The organism is Flagellimonas sp. S3867, assembly GCF_014698935.1.
Classification (GTDB): Bacteria; Bacteroidota; Bacteroidia; order Flavobacteriales; family Flavobacteriaceae; genus Flagellimonas.
The window spans coordinates 330,194-351,559 of the sequence record NZ_JACVMN010000003.1; the positions used below are offsets into that span (position 1 = coordinate 330,194).

Here is a 21,366-nt window from a genome sequence, read left to right on the forward strand (position 1 = left end):
TATGCGGCATCCCGAAATTTGACTTAAAAATGAAACTCACTACAATTTTCTTGATTGTTTCGTTGTTCAGAATTCAGGCCAGCACATACTCTCAAACAACGAAAATCACACTTGACCTGAATCAGGTCAGTGTTGAACAAGTGCTCGATGAGATAGAGCGCAATACGGATTTTAAGTTCTTGGCAGATACCCAAGAAATTAACTTGGGGAGAATTGTTACTATCAAAGTTAAAAACCAAAAGATTAAGTCCATTCTTAATAGAATATTCAACAGTGGGGATGTGGTTTACTCCATATTGGGCAGACAGATAGTACTAAAAAAGAACCAGTCACAGCAGTCAAATGAAGACGTGGGCAGTGTGCAAAGAACTATTTCAGGGACCACCGTTGATGTTACTGGGCAACCTTTACCTGGGGTAAATGTGGTGCAAAAAGGAACAGGAAATGGAACATCTACTGACTTTGATGGTAATTATACCATTAATGTGTCCAGTGATTCTGCCGTCTTGGTGTTTTCCTATATAGGTTTTGTAACTGTGGAAGTTCCTGTGGAGAATCAGAACGCGATCAATGTGACTATGATGGAAGACGCAAGCGAACTTGATGAAGTGGTAGTAACTGCATTGGGTATTAGAAAAGATGCTAAAGCATTGGGTTACGCAGTTTCCAAGGTAGACTCAGATCGGGTCCTTGCCAGTGGATCTCCCGTTAATGCTTTACAATCACTTTATGGAACCGCTTCTGGGGTACAGGTTGCTGGTACGGCTAGTGGACCCACCGGAGGCTTTAAGATCAATATTCGTAATGCGGTATCCTTTGACCAGAACTCTACCACGAGGCCTTTGATTGTTGTGGACGGTATCCCAATTTATGATCAAGATACCGGGATTACGTCAAATGCAAGAACAGGAAGGGATAATGGAACGGGAATTAATGATATTAATGCCGAGGACATTGCTTCCATGGAAATCCTTAAAGGGGCAAAAGCTTCAGTTCTTTATGGTAGTGAAGGGGCCAATGGGGTAATATTGATTACCACAAAGTCAGGCTCCAAAAGTAGAGGGCTTGGTATTAGCGCTTCTATGACCACAACGATTGAACAAAGTGCGTTTACACCAGTGCTTCAAAATCAGTATGGAACAGGTCGTAGTGCCAGTATAGATGCAAACGACGACCAAGGCTTTTATATCAATGAGGCGGGCGAAAGGGCGCTTGATGTTAGCGGCCCCGGTTTCGGTCCCAGATATGACCCCAGTGTACAGCTTCGCTGGTGGGATGGTTCTCTACGTCCTTGGCAACCCACAAGAAAGGATGTTTTTGACCAACTTTTCAGAACAGGTAGTCAAAGACTTCTTAATGTTGCTGTAAGTTCAGGTGGAGAAAAGGGGTCCGTACGTTTTGCATACACCAATATGGATTACAAACCCATTACCCGAGGTGGAGATTACGACCGAAACACCTTTAGCATAAACGCTTCGTATAAACTAAATGATGCTATTTCGCTTAAATATGTAGGGAACTATTTTGTGACCGATAATTTAAATGCTTCTTTTGAGGGGTCTGCGGACTCACAAGGTTCCACTTCTGGTTTGGGAGGATATACCCGAGATGTTGATGTTGATCTGTTACGCAGATTTTTGGTAACTGAAAATGGGTTTAACTTTTTTCAAGGCGAAGATCAGCAAAGGGAATTTATCTCCACAGGGAGACGGACCGTGGTAAACTCGCTTTGGGATTGGACCCAGAACGAAAGTGAATTTAGACGTATTCATGGTATACAGTCCCTAACCTTGGATGTAACCTTGAGTAAAGTCTTCAGCGCACAAATCCTTGCTGGGATAGATAATACTGATGAAAGAAGTATATATAGGGGTAAGCTGCAAGACCCCAGTTTAATAGGACCAAATAGTGGCTCAGTGTTCAGGGATCAAAATCGTGAAATTAGAAGATCCTACATTCAAGGAACACTTAATTTTAATAAGCGCTTCAATGATTGGGGTATTTCTGGTCTTGTAGGTGCCATACATAGGGATAATCGCTTTCAGACTAAAGGAGCTGAGCGTATTGGTGGATTTGTAATACCTAACTTCTTCTCCTTCAGTAATTTACCTTCTGGCCAACAGCCCAACTACATTAACGATAACGGGCGGGATGTACTTTATGGAGTTTTAGGATCTGTTCAAGTGGATTGGAAGGATCAAATTTTTGTCGAGGCGCAGGCTCGTCAGGACTGGTCTTCCATCCTGCCTCCGAATAACAACAGTTACTTTTACCCTGGTGTAAGTACTACTTGGATCGCTTCCAACTCCTTGAATCTTCCTTCTTTTGTTAAATTTCTTAAACTTAGGACTTCTTGGGCAGATGTAGGAAGACCAGGGCCATTGTACTTTGGTAATGTAAACCTTGATGTATCACAATCCGGGAATGGATTTATTCTAAGCCCTCCCAATTCCTTGCCTCCGATCGATGCCCAGTTTGTACAAAACCTGAAACCGGAACGAAAACGTGAGTTTGAAGCAGGTCTCGAGGCCTTCTTGTTTGAAAACCAAAGAATAGGCATTGACTTTTCCATATACAGGGCAAATACCTATGATCAGATCATGGCCATTACCGCTCCACCAGGACTTGGGGTAAACACAATTAGGGTAAATGCAGCTGATGTACAGAACACCGGATGGGAATTGGGACTTAGGACCAAGCCAATATTCAACAAGAATTTCCAATGGGGGTTGGATATGACCTTTGCTTCGGCCCAGACCAAGGTAAACGGTCTAACGGATGATCTTACTTCCCAATTGTTGTTCGAGAGAAACGGCCTTAACTATGTTGCTGAAGTTGGGGGAGAGTACGGGACTATCATCCAACAACAAGGATTCCGGAATTACATAAACCCATCTGATGACAATGATCCCAATAACGGGGCACGCATTGTTGAAAATGGTGGAGCTCGCTATGCATATAACAGGAGCAGTAACAGAAAGGTAGGAAAATTGCTTCCTGATGTTACAGGTGGTGCGTTCAATAGATTTAGCTATAAGAACTTCACTTTAGTGGCCAATATAGATTATTCCTTTGGCGCTACTTTTGTAAGTGAAGCTGAGACTTATATGTTGGCCGCAGGAGTCTTGAGAGAAAGTTTGCCCTTTAGGGATGCTGCTAATGGAGGTCAAGCCTATTATATAAATGATGAAGGTACCAGAGTAGCAGGAACAAACCCTGGAGCTGGGGCAACTTTTAATGACGGAGTTATATTGAATGGTGTGCGTAGCGATGGTACACCAAATACCCAGGTTGTATCTGCCGAGGATTATTATGGGTCATCTTACTTTTCCAATGGTTTCTTTCCTGAAGATCGAATTTTTAAAAGTGATTATATAGCGCTACGTAATGTGTCATTGGATTATAGACTTCCCGTTATTGCAGATAAAATGGGGTTATCGGAAGCCGTAATCTCTGTTTTTGCCAATAATGTCGTTTATCTCTATAAAGCTGCACCAAACTCCATTCCCGAAGCTAGCAATGGAACTGGTTGGTCGGCTGGCGCTTTTTCCACTACGGCATTACCGCTACAGAGATCTTTAGGATTATCGTTAAGAGTTAAACTATAAAATTGCGAATTATGAAAAATGTATTAACTAAATTGACTTTATGTGTTCTGGTTTTGGCCACATCCTATAGTTGTCAGGATCAGCTAGAGGAATTGTACCAAGATCCAGACGGTTTTTCCAAAACCCAGGCAGACGAAGCCGGCGTTAGTATTATCGCCGGATACTTTACCTCCCAGTTGACCCAAGGATTTTATTTAAGGGGCGATTACGGTGCCCAATATCATCAGTTGCGAAGCGGATCCCGTGTAATGGGAACTGGGGTGCAGTTATATTTTACAGCACCTGAAGCATTTGGGGTTCCTTACACCTTACGTGATGTTGAAAACGATTGGGGGTCCAATGGGTTTAACCGATCAGTTTTTAATCAATTGAACAGCAATTGGGTAAAGGGTATCCTTTGGGCCCAAAAGGAGTTCAATAACATTGCTGAAGCAGATCGTACCAAGTTGGATGTGCTTTTTATGCGATTACTGCATGCCTTGAAAGGATATGCCTACCAACGCGGAATTGACGGATATGAGAACGTACCATATTTTCAGACCGGGTCTGCCGGAGCCTTGGACGGGGATAGAGCTGAATGGTTAGGTCAAGAGGAAGTATACCCCATTATTATTGCTGAACTGGGTGAGATTGAGGAATATTTGGCCAATTTGGAATTGGATTCTAGCGAGCAGAGTGTTTTTCAAAATCAAGATGTTATTTTTAATGGTAACATCTTGCAATGGAGGAAGTATATAAACTCTTTGCGGCTACGATGGGCCATGACCGTTAGCGAACGACTTCCGGACCTTACCACGGCAACTATCAATGAATTGACAGGAAAACCACTTTTCGATGAAGCCAACGATGTAGCTGGATTAGCGGATATTGCTATTGTTGATCCCGCCCGCTTGCAACGTGAATTGGGAATAACACGGGCTTTCCGGGAAAGAGCAGATGAAAGTCGTGCTCCAAAACGTTATTTGGAAGATACCATGTTTTGCATCCCAACGGAAGAAAGTGTGGTAGTGGAAGGAGAAACCTTATACTATTTTAGTGGTGATAATGCTGCTGAGGGACTTGAGAATGGAACGGTGGACCCAAGAATCAAATACGTTTTCTCTTCGGATATATTAGGACGGTACATCGGTGCCAAAACCAGCTGGGATAATGGTAGCGACCCCAATAGTTATTTGAATAAAATAATTCGAACCTATTATATTAACGATCCCATTATGACGGATGTAAGTGTTACTGAAGTTTCTTTTGGTTCTGAAGATGGGGATGAACAAACTATTGCGCTTAGTGCAGACTTGGAGGGGACCTTGGTAGGTCGCGAGGCTTTCTTATTAGATGCTTTCCGTGGCTACCTTACAAGTTCTAGTGATACTAATTTTCAAATTGGTACTGACAATAACATGATTGCAGAATTCAACGTGCGCCCTTTGTATAATTTTGACATCAGGTATCCCACCTTGCATGCTGTGGAAACCGAGCTTTCCTTGGCTGAGGCCGCAGTACGTGGCTTTGGCAATGTCGGATCGGCCCGTGAACATTACGCAAATGCCATTAAATTATCCTGTGATTATTGGTATGACATTAATAACGACAACTCATATAGTCAGCAAACGGTGCCTTCATTCCCAAGCAACATGGATCCATCCAGAATTGAAAGGGATAGACCTACAAAGGAATATAATGCTACTGCCTTCGCTGAATATGCCGCCCAGCAGTTCGACACCATGACAGATGAGGAGAAGGTTCAAGCCATTTTCAATCAATTGCAGCTGCACTATGGCTTATTTAATTTTGAGGTGCCATGGACATCTGCCAGACGTTTGATAAAATATTTAGGAGACAATCCCGGATCACCTTATGAAATATTTCAATGGAAGGAGCGCTTTTTGTACAATCCTAGTATTCAAGCAACAGATCCAGCGGCTTGGGCGATCATTAGCCAAACTGACGATCCCAATATCCCAGTTTGGTTTACCGGACGCGATACTAAATGGAGAAATACACTTGAATAAAGTCTAAACATGACCGAATAGATATCATGGAGCCAAAATGCTTAAAACGATGGGTATTGTAAATAAAATTTTGGGTTCTTACTGCGGTCAAAAATATAATAAACAAATGAAAAGAATTTTTTATGTTATCCTGACGTTGGTTTTGGTGGTTTCTTGTACCAAAGATGATGAAGGATCTATATTCGGAAACGCAAGTGGAGATGACGGCAACATACTATCAGGTATTACCGTAAAGTTATATTCTGAGAATACGGCCTTGCTCCTACAAACAACCACGGATGCAGAAGGTAATTTTACCTTTACAAGCTTAGATGCGGCCAATTATTATGTCGGTGCTACCATTACTGTTGGTGATGTTGTTTGGGATACAGGTAATACTCCTCAAATTGTGTATGTAGGAGGGGAAGTTGCCAAGGAAGTTGTACTCACCTTAAACCAGAAGTAACTATTTGATTTTGTTCATAAAACTCAAAGTTTTTTGAACAAAGAATTACATCGAATATTGTTTGAGTTATGTTAGTTGGATTGCCGACCATTTATGGTCGGCTTTCTTTTTTTAAAAGTAGAAACAGAACTAAGAAGCTAATCGCTAAGAAAAGCATTGAAGATTTTCAGCTTTTTGTTTGGGGTAGGGCAACAAAAAAGCCGAGATATAAATCTCGGCTAATTCGTACTCGAGGCGGGACTTGAACCCGCACGGGCAAATGCCCACAGGATTTTAAGTCCGGCGTGTCTACCAATTCCACCACTCGAGCAGGACTTAAATAAAAAAACGCTGCAAGCAGCGTTTGGAGCGAAAAACGGGATTCGAACCCGCGACCTCCACCTTGGCAAGGTGATGCTCTACCAACTGAGCTACTTTCGCATTTTAAAGAACATCTGCAGCACCAGTTACTGCCGATGCGGATGCAAATTTAAAACATTTCCGCAAAAAAGAAAGAAATATTTTAAGAGGAGGCCTTTTTCTTTTTACCCAGCAAACGTTTGATCTCGTTAAGCTTCATTAATGCCTCTACAGGGGTGAGGGTATCAATGTCCAAATGCAGAATTTCCTCCTTGATTTCTTCTAACAAAGGATCGTCCAAGTTAAAAAAGCTTAATTGCATTTCTTGCTGTGATGCCTGTAGTTTATCCGAAATCTCTTCACTGGAATGGGATTTTTCGAGCTTTTTCAAGATTTTATTGGCTTTTTGAATCACCTGTTGGGGCATTCCGGCCATTTTAGCCACATGAATTCCAAAACTATGTTCGCTACCACCTGGAACCAATTTACGCAGGAAAAGTACGTTGTCCTTCAATTCTTTGACCGAAACATTGTAGTTTTTGATGCGTTCAAAGGTGTTGGTCATTTCATTGAGTTCGTGATAATGCGTGGCAAAAAGTGTCTTTGCTCTGGACGGATGTTCATGCAGGTATTCCGATATGGCCCAAGCAATGGAAATACCATCATAGGTGCTGGTTCCTCGGCCTATTTCATCCAATAAAACCAAACTACGTTCCGAAAGATTATTGAGTATCGAAGCAGTTTCGTTCATTTCTACCATAAAGGTAGATTCCCCCATAGAAATATTATCACTCGCGCCAACACGGGTAAATATTTTGTCTACAACCCCAATAGTGGCTTCCGAAGCCGGGACAAAACTTCCCATTTGGGCCAAAAGGACAATTAGGGCGGTTTGCCGAAGTATGGCCGATTTACCACTCATATTAGGACCTGTAATCATGATGATTTGTTGTTCATCACGATTTAGGACCACATCATTGGTAATGTAACTTTCACCCAAGGGCAATTGTTTTTCAATGACCGGATGGCGCCCATCTTTAATTTCCAGTTGGGTTGATTCATCCATGATGGGCAAGGTGTAATTGTACTCATTGGACAACTGGGCAAATCCAGAAAGACAATCCAGTTGCGCAATCAATTGCGCATTTTTTTGCACCGGAACAATATATTCCTGCAACCATACCAAAAGCTGTTCGAACAATTGCTGCTCCAACTGCAAAATGCGTTCTTCGGCACCCAATATTTTAGCTTCGTATTCTTTGAGTTCTTCCGTGATGTACCGCTCAGCATTGACCAAGGTTTGCTTTCGAATCCAAGTTTCAGGGACCTTATCCTTATGCGTATTTCGTACTTCGATATAATAGCCAAAAACATTGTTGGAGGCTATTTTAAGAGATGTAATTCCGGTGAGTTCCGTTTCCCGCTTCAACATTTTGTCCAGATAGTCTTTGCTCGAGAATGCTAGGTCTCGTAATTCATCCAATTCTTCCGAATATCCTACCGCAATGGTATTTCCTTTTTGCAGATTGATGGGGGCTTCTTCGTTCAGCATTTCCTTCACCTTATTGCGAAGGGCTTCGCAATCATCCAATTCCTCACCAATACGTTGAAGTGAAGTATTTGAACTTTCAGTGGCCAATTGTTTCACTGGTCCAACAGCCTCCAGTGAATTCTTTAATTGGATGACTTCTTTCGGATTTATTTTTCCTGTAGCAAGTTTCGAGATCAAACGTTCAAGGTCGCCCATTTGTTTGATCCAATGCTGTGTTTTTTCAAGTTGTGCCTCGGCTGACTTTAAATAAGATACTACCTGATGCCGTTGTTGTATTTTTTCGATATTCTTTAGGGGAAGTGCCAACCATCGCTTTAAAAGTCGACCTCCCATGGGAGATATCGTTTTGTCAATGATATCCAACAAAGTGACCGCATTGAGATTATGGGAATGGTATAATTCGAGGTTTCGGATAGTAAAACGATCCATCCAAACATATTCCTCTTCAGCGATTCGTTGAATTTTGTTAATGTGCTGCAACTGCCGATGTTGCGTTTCGGACAGGTAATGCAATACCGCACCTGATGAAATTATCCCATTTCCCAAATGATCTATGCCAAAACCTTTAAGATTATTGGTCTTAAAATGATTGGTGAGACTCTCGTGCGCATAATCTTCTTGGAAAATCCAATCCTCAAGAAAAAAAGTGTGAAACTGTGTCCCAAACTGATCAGAAAACTCCTTTTTATGCGTTTTTGAGACCAAAACCTCGTTCGGGGAAAAGTTTTGCAGCAATTTATCTACCTGCTCAACTGAGCCCTCTGCAGTTAAAAATTCTCCTGTTGAGATGTCCAAAAACGCGACCCCCAATCTATTGCGCCCAAAATGGACCGCACATAAAAAATTGTTGCTTTTGGAAGATAAAATGTCATCGTTGAGCGCTACCCCGGGCGTAACCAACTCCGTAACCCCTCTTTTTACAATGCTTTTGGTGAGTTTTGGGTCTTCCAACTGGTCGCAGATGGCCACACGTTGACCTGCTTTGACCAGTTTAGGTAAATAGGTGTTAACTGAGTGATGGGGAAAACCGGCCAATTCCGTTTTATCTCCACCATTATTTCTATAGGTTAAGATGATTCCCAGAATTTTACTGGCCTTAATGGCATCCTCACCAAAGGTTTCATAAAAGTCCCCTACACGAAAAAGTAACAATGCATCAGGGTGCTTTACCTTGATGGCATTGTACTGCTGCATTAAAGGAGTTATTTTCTTTGTTTTTGAAGAAGCTGCCAAAGCGATGGATTTTCCGTTATTTTTGAACCGGGTAGAAACGAATGTACCGTTTTCCTAATAGTCCAAAAATTTTTGTTGATATATTTCACTTTGATGTTGAAAAAATGAAGCGTAAACTTGAAAATAGCGAACTCGCTAGGTTGGATGTTGAGGGATTTAAGAATGTGGAGAAGAATCCCATTATATTGATTTTGGACAATATCCGAAGTCTGAATAACATTGGATCGGTATTTCGCACCGCGGATGCATTCCTGATCAAAAAAATTTATTTGTGTGGAATAACAGCAAGCCCGCCACACAAAGACATTAGAAGAACAGCTCTTGGCGCCACTGAAAGTGTGGATTGGGAATATAAACAAAGCACCCTTGAGCTGGTAAAAGAGCTTCAAGCCGATAACGCCAAAGTGATAGCTATTGAACAGGCGGAAGACGCCATAATGCTTCATGATTTTGATATAGTTTCCGATCAGATAATGGCGTTTGTTTTTGGTAATGAGGTAAAAGGTGTTTCACAAGAGGTGGTCTCAGCTTGTGATATCGTCTTGGAGATTCCACAATTTGGTACAAAACATTCATTGAATATATCGGTAAGTGCTGGGGTTGTTGTTTGGGATATTTGGTCGAAAATAAATGCCCTAAAAACAAAAAAGCCCTGAAAAATCAGGGCTAAACATATAGTTTGAGTTAGTTAGTTCCTCTATAAAGAGAAGGCTAATAAAATAAAACCATTCGTTATATCCAAACTTTTTCAGAAAATTCTCTTAAATCTTTGATAAAAGGATCTGGTCGGAAAGCGCCGTTAAAATGGTGTTGTAATCGTTAATATTGCTAACAAAATCGAGTTCACTGATATCTAAAATCAGGCTATTTTGGTTGGGATGGCCTTTAATAAAGTCCAAATACCCTCTGTTTATCTGCTCCAAATAGTTGGGACTTATATTTTGCTCATAATCACGTCCTCTTTTTTTGATATTATCCAGCAAACTCGCTGTATTTTGATAGAGATATAGATAGATTTCAGGTTTTTTGACCTCTTTGTACATGAAGTTGAACACTTTTTTATACAAGTTGAACTCCTCTTGCTGCAAAGTGATTTTTGCAAAGATCAATGACTTAAAAATATCATAGTCACTGATCATAAAGTTTTTAAAAAGATCAAATTGGGTGGTATCGTCGGTAAACTGCTGGTATCTATCAGCTAAAAAAGACATTTCGAGTGGAAACGAATAGCGGGATTGATCTTCGTAGAATTTGGGTAAAAATGGATTGTCGGCAAAACGCTCCAAGACCAATTTTGCATTGAAGTCAGCAGCAATCATTTTTGATAGTGTGGTTTTACCTGCACCAATATTGCCTTCAATGGCTATGAACTGAAGCTGGGAAAAAAGCTCTAACCTACTTTTAACAAGCCGATGTTTTGTTTTTTTTAATTCGCTTCGATCTTTACACTGTTGCAACAGATTTCGGATATCCTTATTTAAAACAGGATGGTAATACTGAGGAGCGATATCGGCCAAAGGCCTCAAGACAAAGTTCCGATTTGCCATACTGGGATGCGGAACGGTCAACGCTGCCGTATTGATTATTTCATTTCCATATAGAATGATATCAATGTCCAATATTCTAGACCGGTATCCTTCGTGCTCACTTCTTTCCCGACCAAAATCCCTTTCTATCTGTAGTAGCGTTTCAAGTAAATCCAAAGCGGACAGCTCTGTTTCAATGGCCACACAAGCATTTAAAAAGTCGCCTCCTTCAAAACCAATCGCGGGGTTTTCATATACAGCAGAAACCTTCAGAATCTCTCCAGCTTTTTCCTGAATACTGAACAGGGCATTTTGTAGTGTAAGAAAGCGATTGCCCATGTTGCTTCCCAAAGAAAGATATACCTGTTGTTTTCGACCCATAATCAGAAAAACAAAGTAAACAAAACAATATAACAATGGTTATATTTGACCAAGAATAAAATTATTTTAATGAATTTTTTGAGAAATCTTTTAGCCTCAATTTTAGGATGTTTGGTGGCGTTTGGTTTGCTGTTTGGCATGTTCATGATATTTCTGGCATTGGTGAGCAGCGCAGATGATGGTGTTGTGGTAAAGAAAAACTCCATTTTGGAAATAAGTTTTACCGAACCTATCCGGGATTATTTAGGCAAGGATGAAACCGACCCTTTTGCTGGATTTTGGGATGATGAGGCCGGTCTGGATGAGATAGTGCACACCATAAAAGTGGCGGGAGACGATGAAAATATAAGAGGAATCAGCCTTACCACCAGTTTTGTGCAAGCTGGTCTTGCCCAAGTGCAGGAAATACGTAAAGCACTAAAAGATTTTAAGGATACCGGAAAATTCATTTATGCCCATTCCGATTATTTTACACAAAAGGATTATTATTTGGCCAGCGTTGCGGATGAAATATATTTGAACCCGGTGGGAGGGATGGATTTTAAAGGACTTTCCACTGAAGTATTGTATTTTAAGGATTTGCAAGAAAAGACGGGGGTTAAAATGGAAGTGATTCGTCATGGAAAATATAAAAGTGCAGTCGAGCCATATCTTTCCAATACAATGAGTCCTGAAAATCGAGAGCAGATTCAGGAACTGATAACGTCTTTATGGGATGAAATGCTGGGCGAGATTGGTACTTCTCGAGGTATGAGCACGGACCGACTTAACGTGGTAGCCGATACCCTCGGAGGACGAACCCCTGAGTTTGCGGTTGCTTCTGGTTTGGTTGACGGGAATCTATATTTTGATGAATATGAAAACTTAATGAAGGAAAGCATTGGAATTGACCAAAATGACGACCTTAACTATGTTAGTTTTCAAGATTATATTCCAATTGCTAGCGGAACCAGATTTCACACGGGCAAGGACAAAGTCGCTGTAATCTATGCCCAAGGTGAAATATACTATGGAGAAGGCTCCAAAGAGTTTATCGGACAGGGTTTAATGTCAAGTGCACTTCAAAAAGCAGCGAAAAATAACCGCGTAAAAGCCATTGTACTTCGAATTGACTCTCCTGGAGGCAGTGCCCTGGTTTCAGATATTATTTGGCGTGAGGTAGAATTGGCCAAAAAAGAAAAACCTGTGGTTGTTTCCTTTGGAAACGTTGCCGCTTCCGGTGGATATTACATTGGGGTAGGAGGAGACAAAATTTATGCAGAGCCAACAACAATTACGGGATCCATAGGCGTTTTTGGAACTATTCCCAATATAAGCGAATTAGCAGGTGATATCGGAATCAATGCAGAACAGGTGGGTACCAACAAGAATTCTGTGGATTACTCATTGTTTGAACCCATGAGCAATTCATTTCGAGATGTGGTACAAGAAGGTATAGAAGACACCTATAATACCTTTTTGGAGCGTGTAGCAGCCGGAAGAAATATGAGCGTTGAAGAAGTAGATGCACTTGCCCAAGGAAGAGTTTGGAGCGGTGTAGATGCGAAAGAAAATGGTCTGGTAGACGAATTGGGAAGTTTGGAAGATGCTATTGCTGCTGCAGCGGAAATGGCCGAAATGGATACCTACGGTATTCGAAAATACCCAAAATACAAATCAGACTTTGAGCGTTTTATGGAAAATTTTGGCGGCGCTAAAGCCAAAATTGGAGAAGCCTTGATTCAAGAAGAAATAGGAAACGAGGCCTATCAAATACTGAAAGAATTCAAACAATTGACCAAGCAAAAAGGAATCCAGGCCAAAATGCCATTTAGCCTAAACATTAAATAGCGGGATGACGCAAAAGGATAAAAAAGTTGCGTTTTCCATTTACCTCTATTTAGGAGCTTTGTTCATCACTTCCTTGGTGGTGTCCAACCTTATTTTTCAAAAATTCTTTTACTGGCACCCCTTTGGTGATGTTACCATTTTGGGAGCGCCCTTGTTTGAGATTTCCGTGGGGATTTTACCCTATCCTATCACCTTTTTGATAACGGACCTTATTTCTGAGATTTTTGGGAAAAAGAAGGCCAATCAAGTAGTAGTGGCAGGTATTTTTGCTTCTTTCTTTTCCTTGTTGATTGTTTCTACGGCCTCGGCCGCTTCGGCAACGGATTGGTCCCCTGTTTCCAACGCATTGTTCGATTCAGTTTTTGGCAATACCATAGTTGCCGTTTTTGCTTCTATGATGGCCTATTTGTTGGCCCAATTTGTGGATATTCAGTTATATCACTTCTGGAAAAGGCTCACCAAAGGAAAATATCTGTGGCTTAGAAATAACTTCTCAACCTTTTCCTCACAGTTCATTGACACCTTTACCGTAGTGCTTCTGCTATGCAGTTTTGGAGAAATTCCTTGGGAGCTTTTTTATGGTCTTGTCATCAGCGGATTTGTTTTTAAGATTTTTATTGCCCTTCTCGACACCCCTTTGCTCTATCTTTTCGTATATCTCATACGAAGAAGATTTAACCTAAAATTAGGGGAAGAAATAGCCCTTAATTAAGCACTTCTTTCTTATTTTGTCGTTATAAACGCCCAAATTATGAGAACTAAAGCCTTTAAAATCATTGGCATAACCCTACTTGTCCTGATTTCACTACTTTTTGCCCTACCCTTATTACTGGAAGGGAAGATATCGGAAATCATCAAAAACAAGGTCAACAATAACATTAATGCAACTCTGGATTTTGAAAATGCCAGTTTAAGCTTGATCAAGAACTTTCCCAATGCCCATGTTGAATTGGAACGGCTTTCTTTGGTAAATCATGCACCTTTTGAAGGTGATACCTTGTTTGCATCTGACCAGATAGCACTCAAAATGTCTATTAAAGAACTATTCAAGACCGCTGAAGAGCCGATTACCATTAAAAGCCTAAAAGTTGATGGAGCAAAGCTCCACATTAAGGTTGATTCTTCAGAAAATGCCAATTATGATATTGCAAAAACAGATGAATCCGGTTCGGATTCCGGTTCAGGAGAGGAATCTGCCAATTTTACCCTGGCCATGGATGCCTATGAGCTCACCAATTCCCAGATTACCTATGATGATATCTCTAGTGGAATGCACTTGACCATTTCCGAACTGAACCATTTCGGTGCTGGTGACCTTTCTTTGGAAACATCTGAGTTAAAAACCATGACAGATGCGCTAGTCTCTTTTGAATTGGACAGCATCAAATATCTGAATAACAATAAACTGTTCTTAGATGCCTTGATTGGCATTGACCTGAATCAAAACAAATATTCCTTTCTGGAAAATAAGGCCATGATAAATCAATTGTCGCTGGTTTTTGATGGATTTGTGAAGGTGAATGACGAAAATCAGGAGGTGGATATTAGTTTCAAGACGCCTTCTTCCGATTTCAAAAACTTTTTGGCAGTGATACCTGAAGCCTATTCTAAGAATATTGAAGATGTACAAACCACAGGGAATTTTGAAGTGGCCGGACAATTTAAGGGCATTGTCGATGAAGACCATATACCTGCGTTCAACATTAAAATAAACTCCGAAAATGCCTCTTTCAAATATCCGGATCTGCCCAAATCAGTACAAAATGTATTCATCGATACCGAAATCAATAACACAACTGGAATTGCAGAGGATACCTATGTAGACATTAAAAAGGCCACTTTCACCATAGATCAAGATAAGTTTGAACTAAAATCCAAGATCAGTAATTTAATGGGCAATACTAAGGTGAACGCCCATTTGGATGGAAAAATGAACCTTGGCAACATTTCCAAAGCTTATCCTGTTTCTTCTGACTATAATTTAAAAGGTATTTTAGAAGCCGATGTTACCACTTCTTTTGATATGGCTTCCCTGGAAAGCAATCAGTATCAAAAGACAAAGACCAATGGCAATTTGGAGCTTTCCAACTTTGAATATGCATCCGAGGAACTGAAGAATCCTGTAGCAATTAATTCGGCAGGTGTGACATTTACGCCAGAGACGGTTTCATTGAATTCGTTTAAGGGAAAAACAGGCCAAACAGATTTTGATGCCTCTGGCACTTTGACGAATCTACTCGGATTCTTGTTCAATAATGAAAATATCAAAGGGGATTTTAAGCTTTCGTCAAACACTTTTGCACTGAATGATTTTATGGTCGAGGGAACAAGTTCTGAGGATGGTTCGGATGATATGCATTCGGAAGATGAGGAACGTATCAAGATTCCATCTTTTTTGGATTGTACTATTGATGCTGCCGCAGGAACTGTTCTCTATGATAACCTCAATCTGAAAAATGTACAGGGAACATTGATTATTAAGGATGAAACCGCAACAGTACAAAATTTAACCTCCGATTTGTTCGGAGGCACTTTGGGAGTCTCCGGTGCTGTATCCACAAAAAATGAAACATCCACCTTCGATATGGATTTGGGCATGAGCAATTTTAATATTGGAGAATCCTTTTCCTCATTAGAGCTTTTTAAGGTGTTGGCTCCTTTGGCCAATGCCCTTCAAGGAAAATTAAATTCCGATGTCAAAATATCGGGTAACTTGAAGGAAGATTTTACACCCAATCTAGCTTCAATTTCGGGCGATGTTTTAGCAGAATTGTTGTCAACCAAGGTAAATGCCGAAAGCGCACCTTTACTTTCAGTTATGAGCGGTAAACTCAGTTTTTTAAATACCGATGACTTGGACTTGAGCGACCTTAAAACCGCCCTGAGTTTTGACAATGGTTCGGTTAAAGTAAAACCATTTGAATTAAAATATAAGGATATAGCGGTAAATGTAGACGGTAGCCATACGTTCGATAAGCAATTAAAATACAAAGCTACCTTGGATGTTCCGGCCAAATATTTAGGCAATGATGTAAACAACCTCATAGCCAAAATGGATGATGAAAGTTTGAAGGATATCACGATTCCTGTGGTTGCCAATATTGGAGGTAATTACACCAACCCTACGGTCAATACGGATTTAAGTTCAGGGGTTACCAAATTAACAAAGCAATTGGTAGAGATTCAAAAGCAAAAACTATTGAATCAGGGTAAGGATACGGCAAAGGATTTACTATCTGATGTATTTGCTAAAGATGATACAGATTCTACGAAAACGGAGTCTACCGGAGTTAAGGAAGCATTAGGCACTCTTTTGGGAGGAAAAAAGGAAGATAGCACCCAAACGGGTGATTCTACAAAGTCTGAAGATCCTGTAAAAAATACCGCAAAGTCCATTTTAGGCGGTCTTTTGGGCAAAAAGAAAAAAGATACGGTCAACAACTAATCCAACGTAATCAATACAGGTAAATGGTCGGATGGGTACAACCCATTTTTTCTTCGATCATCAATAGTACGGAAACTTTGAACATCTAGGTTTTTGGTTAGAATATAGTCGATTCTCCTAGTCAGCTTTTCATTTGGATTGAAACCATTAAAGGTTCCAATAGGGCCATACACGGGGGTAGGGCTGTTTTCAAAAGCATCCGGCAACGCTGCGGTTAAAATTTGAATAGGGATTTCCTCTGGGTGACTGTTCAAATCTCCAATTACGGCGATGCGCTTATTCATAATCCCCATTTTTTTAATAAGATCAAGTACCAGTTTGGATGAATTTTCCCGAGCCAGTTTTCCTATATGATCATAATGACAGTTAAAAACATGAATTATTTTTTCGGTGTTTTTATCCTTGAACTTCGCATAGGTGACAATACGTTCCATTGAGGCGTCCCATCCGACGGAAACGATATTAGGTGTTTCTGAAAGCCATTGTGTTTTGGTTGTTATTAATTCGACCTTCTCTGTGTTGAAGAAAATCGCAGCATATTCCCCTTTTTCTTTTCCATCATCTCGGCCCACACCTACAAAAGCATAGTTTTTCAACGTGTCGTCCAAATATTTTACTTGATCATGTAAACCTTCTTGAATACCTAAAATATCAGGATTATAGAATTGTATCAACACCGAAACATCTTCTTTCCGGTTTTCCCACCAATTTTCCTTGTCTCCGGGATTGTTGTACCGAATATTGTAGGTCATTATAGATTTTTGGGCATTTATACCCAATGCCATTAGTAGGAGAATGGTAACTATCAGCTCTTTTTTCACAGATGTTTATTTTGTTGTTTTTTGTTGAATAAGTGGGTCATTAATTGTCGGGCAATGAATCAAATAGTTCTCTTTTGCCCTGCATCCATTTTTGCATCTCTTCTGGAGATTGCATCAATGATTGCATTTCCTCCATAGCTCTTAAGTGTGCACTGTCTTGTTTTTGAAACATTTCCATACCATGATTTTTGCTCAATTCGGCCATTTCTTCAAATGTTTCAGCAGTGAACGTTTGTTCACATGCACCGCCTAATTGTTTACAAGTCATTGTTTTCATAAAGAATGATTTTCTGCTTAAATTATTATTCGAACAATTGAATGGTGTAATCCAAAAGTTCCATTCCCCCACCTTTACCATGTCCGGGGATAACAATGTTTAATCCGGGAAATTCCTGTTTTATTTTTCGAACAGTCGAGGCCCATTCAGAGACATTGGCATCTTCCAGATTGCCTTTGCTTGCTTTTACTGATTTTAAAAGACAACCACCAAATAATGCTTTTTCCATGGGCACATAACCAACTACATTGTCTTCTGTATGACCAGCCCCAAAATGTTTTATAAGGACCGATGCTGAACCAACTTCAATTTCAATATTGTTTTTGAAATCATGTTGCGGCAAAAGTTCTAACCCTTTTTGTTTAAGTAAACCAATGGTTTTTTGACTCCCGTATGATTTTATGTGATTAGTGTGAAATTGATTAAGTCCACCCCAACAGTCCTCATGAAAATGAGTGACTACAATGGCGATAATTTTCTTTTTCTGCTGTTTTTCAATCCATTCAATAAGCTCTTTGGATGCATTGTCATCCGTTGGAGTATCAAAAACTATTGCCTGATCTTTATTGAAATAAACCATACCATTGCATCCCACTTTTCCAAAATCATTGGTTTGTAAATACGAAACATGTACAAAAACATTGCTGTTTAGAGGTTTGACCTTCAATGTTTCCGATTCATACATTGAAGGCATGTTCTGGCTGAAACAATCTGTGGACAAGACCAAAATGATCAATAAGAAAAGTATTTTTTTCATTGGCTTAGCTAGGAAGAAATAAAATCACTTTATATCAATACCCACATAATAGCCTTCGCTTCCCCTAACATTGAAAACAGTACTATCCTCAAAAAGTAAATATTGACCTTTTACGCCTTTAAGTACCCCTGTATAGCTTGGTGTTTTGTCCAAATTGAGGCTATTAACTTTTTCCGGATACTGTAATACTGGAAAATCCATGTGGGTTTCCGCGTTGGAATCGATAAAATAATCAGCGGCTTCTTCCGGGACGATGGATTTTAACTTGTTTCTCCATTCTACTAAATCTACATCCTCTATACTATTGGTAAGCATTTTGCGCCAACTGGTCTTGTCACTTACATGCGCCTTTAGGGCCACTTCGGTGATTCCGGCCAAATACCTATTGGGTGTTTCCACAATTTCAATGGCCTCATGTGCACCTTGATCTATCCATCGTGTAGGTACCTGCGATTTTCGGGTAACTCCGACTTTAACATTACTGCTATTGGCCAAGTACACTATGTGCGGCTGTAGCTGTACCTTTTTTTCATATTCCAAATCACGATCCTCTTTGTCTAAATGGGCAGTACTCAACTCAGGTTTCATGATCCAGTCACCCGCCGCTGGAGAGTCATAAAAACACGATTTGCAAAAACCTTGTCTGTAAATGGGTCTTTCTCTTCCACAATTCAGACATTGGTATTTTATAAAATCAATTTGTATTTCCTTGTCCAACAGTTGGTTCATATTCAAAAAATCGTTTTCAAAGACCAAATAATATTGAATGGGATTTCCTATTTCGGTTTGCATTTTGCGCAGTACACCTTCGTAAAGCATGATGAATTGGATATGTTTTTAGACTGATTTGAAAATGAAGGTAAGATGACCTATTTTAGCTATAGCACCTAACCTCATTATAGGTTAAAGATACCTAAAAATGCCAATACCATTATTCAATTCCGTAGCTTCTTGGTTACTTAAAAAACGCTATCATCAGATTGAGCTTTTTTTAAAATATCCTTTGGATGTGCAGGATGAGGTGTTGCAACATTTAGTCGATTTTTCTAAAGACACCATGATAGGAAAAAAGTACGGTTTTGGTGATATTGAAAAGTATGAGGATTTTGCGAATAGGGTACCCATTGTAAACTATGAAGGCATTGCGGATCTGATAGAGCGAAGTCGCCGAGGAGAGCAAAACTTGTTTTGGCCTACTGCAATAAAATGGTTTGCAAAAAGCAGCGGTACTACAAATGCCAAAAGTAAATTTATACCTGTTAGTACTGAGGCGTTGGAGGATTGCCACTATAAATCCAGTAAGGATTTGCTCTGTTTGTACCTGAACAACAATGAGAATTCGCAATTGTTCCGCGGAAAGAGTTTACGGCTTGGCGGCAGTAAAAAACTATATGAGGATAACGGTACTTTCTTTGGAGACCTTTCGGCAATTTTGATTGATAATATGCCCCTTTGGGCAGAATATAGTAGTACCCCGGGCAATAAAGTATCCTTGATGAGCGATTGGGAACCCAAATTGAAGGCTATTATTGACGAAAGTATTCAGGAGAATGTAACCAGCTTGGTAGGTGTTCCTTCATGGATGTTAGTGCTGCTCAATGATGTATTGGAAAAAACAGGTAAAAATCATCTTTTTGAGATTTGGGAAAATTTGGAAGTTTATTTTCATGGTGGGGTAAGCTTTGCACCCTACAGGGATCAATATAGGAAGTTGTTGCCTCGAAAAAATTTCAATTATTATGAAACGTACAATGCGTCGGAAGGTTTTTTTGGAATTCAGGACAGGAATAATTCCCAAGACCTGCTGTTGATGTTGGATTATGGTATTTTTTATGAATTCATACCCATGGATTCTTATGGAAAGGAAGAGAAGGCGGTTCCGCTTTGGGATGTTGAAGTAGGGGTGAATTATGCTATTGTTATCACCACCAATGCCGGTTTATGGCGTTATAAAATTGGGGATACGGTACGTTTTACTTCAATAAATCCTTACAGAATACGGATAACTGGCCGCACAAAGCATTTTATAAATGCATTTGGGGAAGAGCTTATAATTGAAAACGCAGAAGAGGCCCTAAACCAAATATGTCAAAAAACAGATGCCCAGATCATGGATTATACCGCAGCGCCTATTTATATGAATGGAAGCGAAAAAGGAGCTCATGAATGGATTATCGAGTTTAGGAAACCACCAAAGGATGTAGCTTATTTCACAGAATTTCTGGATAATGCCCTTAAGTCTTTGAATTCGGACTACGAGGCTAAACGTTATAATAATACTACACTACGGATGCCCAAAGTGCACGTTGCTAGGCAAAATCTCTTTCACGATTGGTTAAAATCCAAGAACAAGTTGGGAGGACAGCACAAAATACCCCGACTGTCCAATGAAAGGGCGTATATCGAGGAATTGTTACAGATGAACGTGAGCGGTCAAAATTAAACTTTCCAAGATTTACGAAAACGTTTTCGTAAACACAGTCCATTCATCGAACAATCTTTTATTTTGGACAAATAAATCAGGATTTTTAACGTTAAAGACTGAAGTTTGGTTTAAATGTTTTGAGTTCCCTCTTCTTAATAAACTGATATAGATTTCGTTATGGCTGAAAAACTTGTTATTATCTCCGATATGTGGGGAGTAAAGAAAGGACTTTGGATTACTTCCTATTTTGGATATCTGCAACAATACTACGACATCGTTTTTTATGATTGTCAACAATTGGGCAACGTAGATACGCCTGTTTCCACAGAAGAAAATATCCATAAAGCCTTTGTAGAAGGCGGAATTGATACAGCTGTTGCCCATTTGCTTAAAAAAGAAAATGAGGCTAGCCATTATTTGGCATTCAGTATGGGAGGAACAGTTGCATGGAAAGCTGCACTAGAAGGTTTGCCTATGAAATCGCTAACGGCTATTTCACCTACCAGGATAAGACTGGAAAATGAGAAACCTGATGTGCCCATGAACCTAATTTATGGGGGAAAAGACGAATTCCGCCCAAACACTGCATGGGTAGATGAACTTGGAGTTGACATCAATGTGATTCCCAACTTCGGGCATCAACTGTACTCCGACGAAAAAATAATTGCTGAAGTTTGTCTGAATCTACTAAATAAGGTGACAAAAAAGGCAGTATAAC

15 protein-coding genes and 2 tRNA genes are annotated in these 21,366 nt (G+C 40.0%); 9 read left to right on the forward strand and 8 right to left on the reverse strand.

Annotation, left to right across the window (positions count from 1 at the left end; all coding sequences use genetic code 11):
- The first annotated feature begins 29 nt into the window (after positions 1-29).
- The 3 genes from IAG46_RS14860 to IAG46_RS14870 all read left to right on the forward strand — a co-directional run bounded on the left by IAG46_RS14860 (position 30) and on the right by IAG46_RS14870 (position 6,062).
- Positions 30-3,608 (forward strand): SusC/RagA family TonB-linked outer membrane protein, encoded by a 3,579-nt coding sequence (locus IAG46_RS14860; protein ID WP_190811176.1) that lies wholly within the window; start codon positions 30-32, stop codon positions 3,606-3,608.
- Between the two features lie 11 nt (positions 3,609-3,619).
- On the forward strand, positions 3,620-5,617 hold the full coding sequence (locus tag IAG46_RS14865) for a SusD/RagB family nutrient-binding outer membrane lipoprotein (RefSeq protein ID WP_190811177.1): 1,998 nt from the start codon (positions 3,620-3,622) through the stop codon (positions 5,615-5,617).
- A 106-nt stretch (positions 5,618-5,723) separates the two neighbouring features.
- Positions 5,724-6,062, forward strand: a complete 339-nt coding sequence (locus tag IAG46_RS14870; protein WP_190811178.1) for an SdrD B-like domain-containing protein — start codon at positions 5,724-5,726, stop codon at positions 6,060-6,062.
- A gap of 226 nt (positions 6,063-6,288) precedes the next feature.
- Here the strand turns inward: IAG46_RS14870 and IAG46_RS14875 are convergent.
- The 3 genes from IAG46_RS14875 to mutS form a co-directional block, all read right to left on the reverse strand.
- Positions 6,289-6,372 (reverse strand) — tRNA-Leu (locus IAG46_RS14875).
- Between the two features lie 34 nt (positions 6,373-6,406).
- Positions 6,407-6,482 (reverse strand) — tRNA-Gly (locus IAG46_RS14880).
- A gap of 82 nt (positions 6,483-6,564) precedes the next feature.
- A complete protein-coding gene (mutS, locus tag IAG46_RS14885; protein ID WP_190811179.1) occupies positions 6,565-9,147 on the reverse strand; it encodes a DNA mismatch repair protein MutS in 2,583 nt (860 codons plus the stop codon).
- A gap of 143 nt (positions 9,148-9,290) precedes the next feature.
- On the opposite strand from mutS, the gene IAG46_RS14890 reads away from it, so the two are divergent.
- The gene (locus IAG46_RS14890; protein ID WP_190811180.1) at positions 9,291-9,842 is read left to right on the forward strand and encodes an RNA methyltransferase; all 552 of its coding nucleotides are present in this window, start codon (positions 9,291-9,293) and stop codon (positions 9,840-9,842) included.
- Between the two features lie 105 nt (positions 9,843-9,947).
- On the opposite strand, the gene folK is transcribed toward IAG46_RS14890, so the two are convergent.
- A complete protein-coding gene (gene folK / locus IAG46_RS14895; protein ID WP_190811181.1) occupies positions 9,948-11,093 on the reverse strand; it encodes a 2-amino-4-hydroxy-6-hydroxymethyldihydropteridine diphosphokinase in 1,146 nt (381 codons plus the stop codon).
- A 69-nt stretch (positions 11,094-11,162) separates the two neighbouring features.
- On the opposite strand from folK, the gene sppA reads away from it, so the two are divergent.
- From sppA to IAG46_RS14910, 3 genes are read left to right on the forward strand one after another with little or no spacing between them, the layout of a single operon-like run.
- Positions 11,163-12,923 (forward strand): signal peptide peptidase SppA, encoded by a 1,761-nt coding sequence (gene sppA / locus IAG46_RS14900; protein ID WP_190811182.1) that lies wholly within the window; start codon positions 11,163-11,165, stop codon positions 12,921-12,923.
- 4 nt (positions 12,924-12,927) lie between these two features.
- On the forward strand, positions 12,928-13,635 hold the full coding sequence (locus tag IAG46_RS14905; RefSeq protein WP_190811183.1) for a queuosine precursor transporter: 708 nt from the start codon (positions 12,928-12,930) through the stop codon (positions 13,633-13,635).
- A gap of 39 nt (positions 13,636-13,674) precedes the next feature.
- Positions 13,675-16,368: an AsmA-like C-terminal region-containing protein gene (locus IAG46_RS14910; protein ID WP_190811184.1), complete on the forward strand. Its 2,694-nt coding sequence runs from the start codon at positions 13,675-13,677 to the stop codon at positions 16,366-16,368.
- Here IAG46_RS14910 and IAG46_RS14915 read toward each other — a convergent pair.
- Genes IAG46_RS14915 through IAG46_RS14930 form a run of 4 tightly spaced genes read right to left on the reverse strand, consistent with a single transcriptional unit; the run spans position 16,365 to position 19,042 of the window.
- Positions 16,365-17,189 (reverse strand): endonuclease/exonuclease/phosphatase family protein, encoded by an 825-nt coding sequence (locus IAG46_RS14915; protein WP_368668188.1) that lies wholly within the window; start codon positions 17,187-17,189, stop codon positions 16,365-16,367. The genes IAG46_RS14910 and IAG46_RS14915 overlap by 4 nt on opposite strands.
- 40 nt (positions 17,190-17,229) lie before the next feature.
- The gene (locus IAG46_RS14920) at positions 17,230-17,466 is read right to left on the reverse strand and encodes a DUF1059 domain-containing protein (RefSeq protein ID WP_190811185.1); all 237 of its coding nucleotides are present in this window, start codon (positions 17,464-17,466) and stop codon (positions 17,230-17,232) included.
- 25 nt (positions 17,467-17,491) lie between these two features.
- Positions 17,492-18,223 (reverse strand): subclass B1 metallo-beta-lactamase, encoded by a 732-nt coding sequence (bla, locus tag IAG46_RS14925; protein ID WP_190811186.1) that lies wholly within the window; start codon positions 18,221-18,223, stop codon positions 17,492-17,494.
- 24 nt (positions 18,224-18,247) lie between these two features.
- Positions 18,248-19,042 (reverse strand): DUF2797 domain-containing protein, encoded by a 795-nt coding sequence (locus IAG46_RS14930; RefSeq protein WP_190811187.1) that lies wholly within the window; start codon positions 19,040-19,042, stop codon positions 18,248-18,250.
- Between the two features lie 100 nt (positions 19,043-19,142).
- Between IAG46_RS14930 and IAG46_RS14935 the strand changes: the two genes are divergently transcribed.
- Complete coding sequence (locus IAG46_RS14935; RefSeq protein ID WP_190811188.1) at positions 19,143-20,666, forward strand: GH3 auxin-responsive promoter family protein; 1,524 nt, start codon at positions 19,143-19,145, stop codon at positions 20,664-20,666.
- A 159-nt stretch (positions 20,667-20,825) separates the two neighbouring features.
- Positions 20,826-21,365: a hypothetical protein gene (locus tag IAG46_RS14940; protein WP_190811189.1), complete on the forward strand. Its 540-nt coding sequence runs from the start codon at positions 20,826-20,828 to the stop codon at positions 21,363-21,365.
- Position 21,366: the final 1 nt, after the last annotated feature.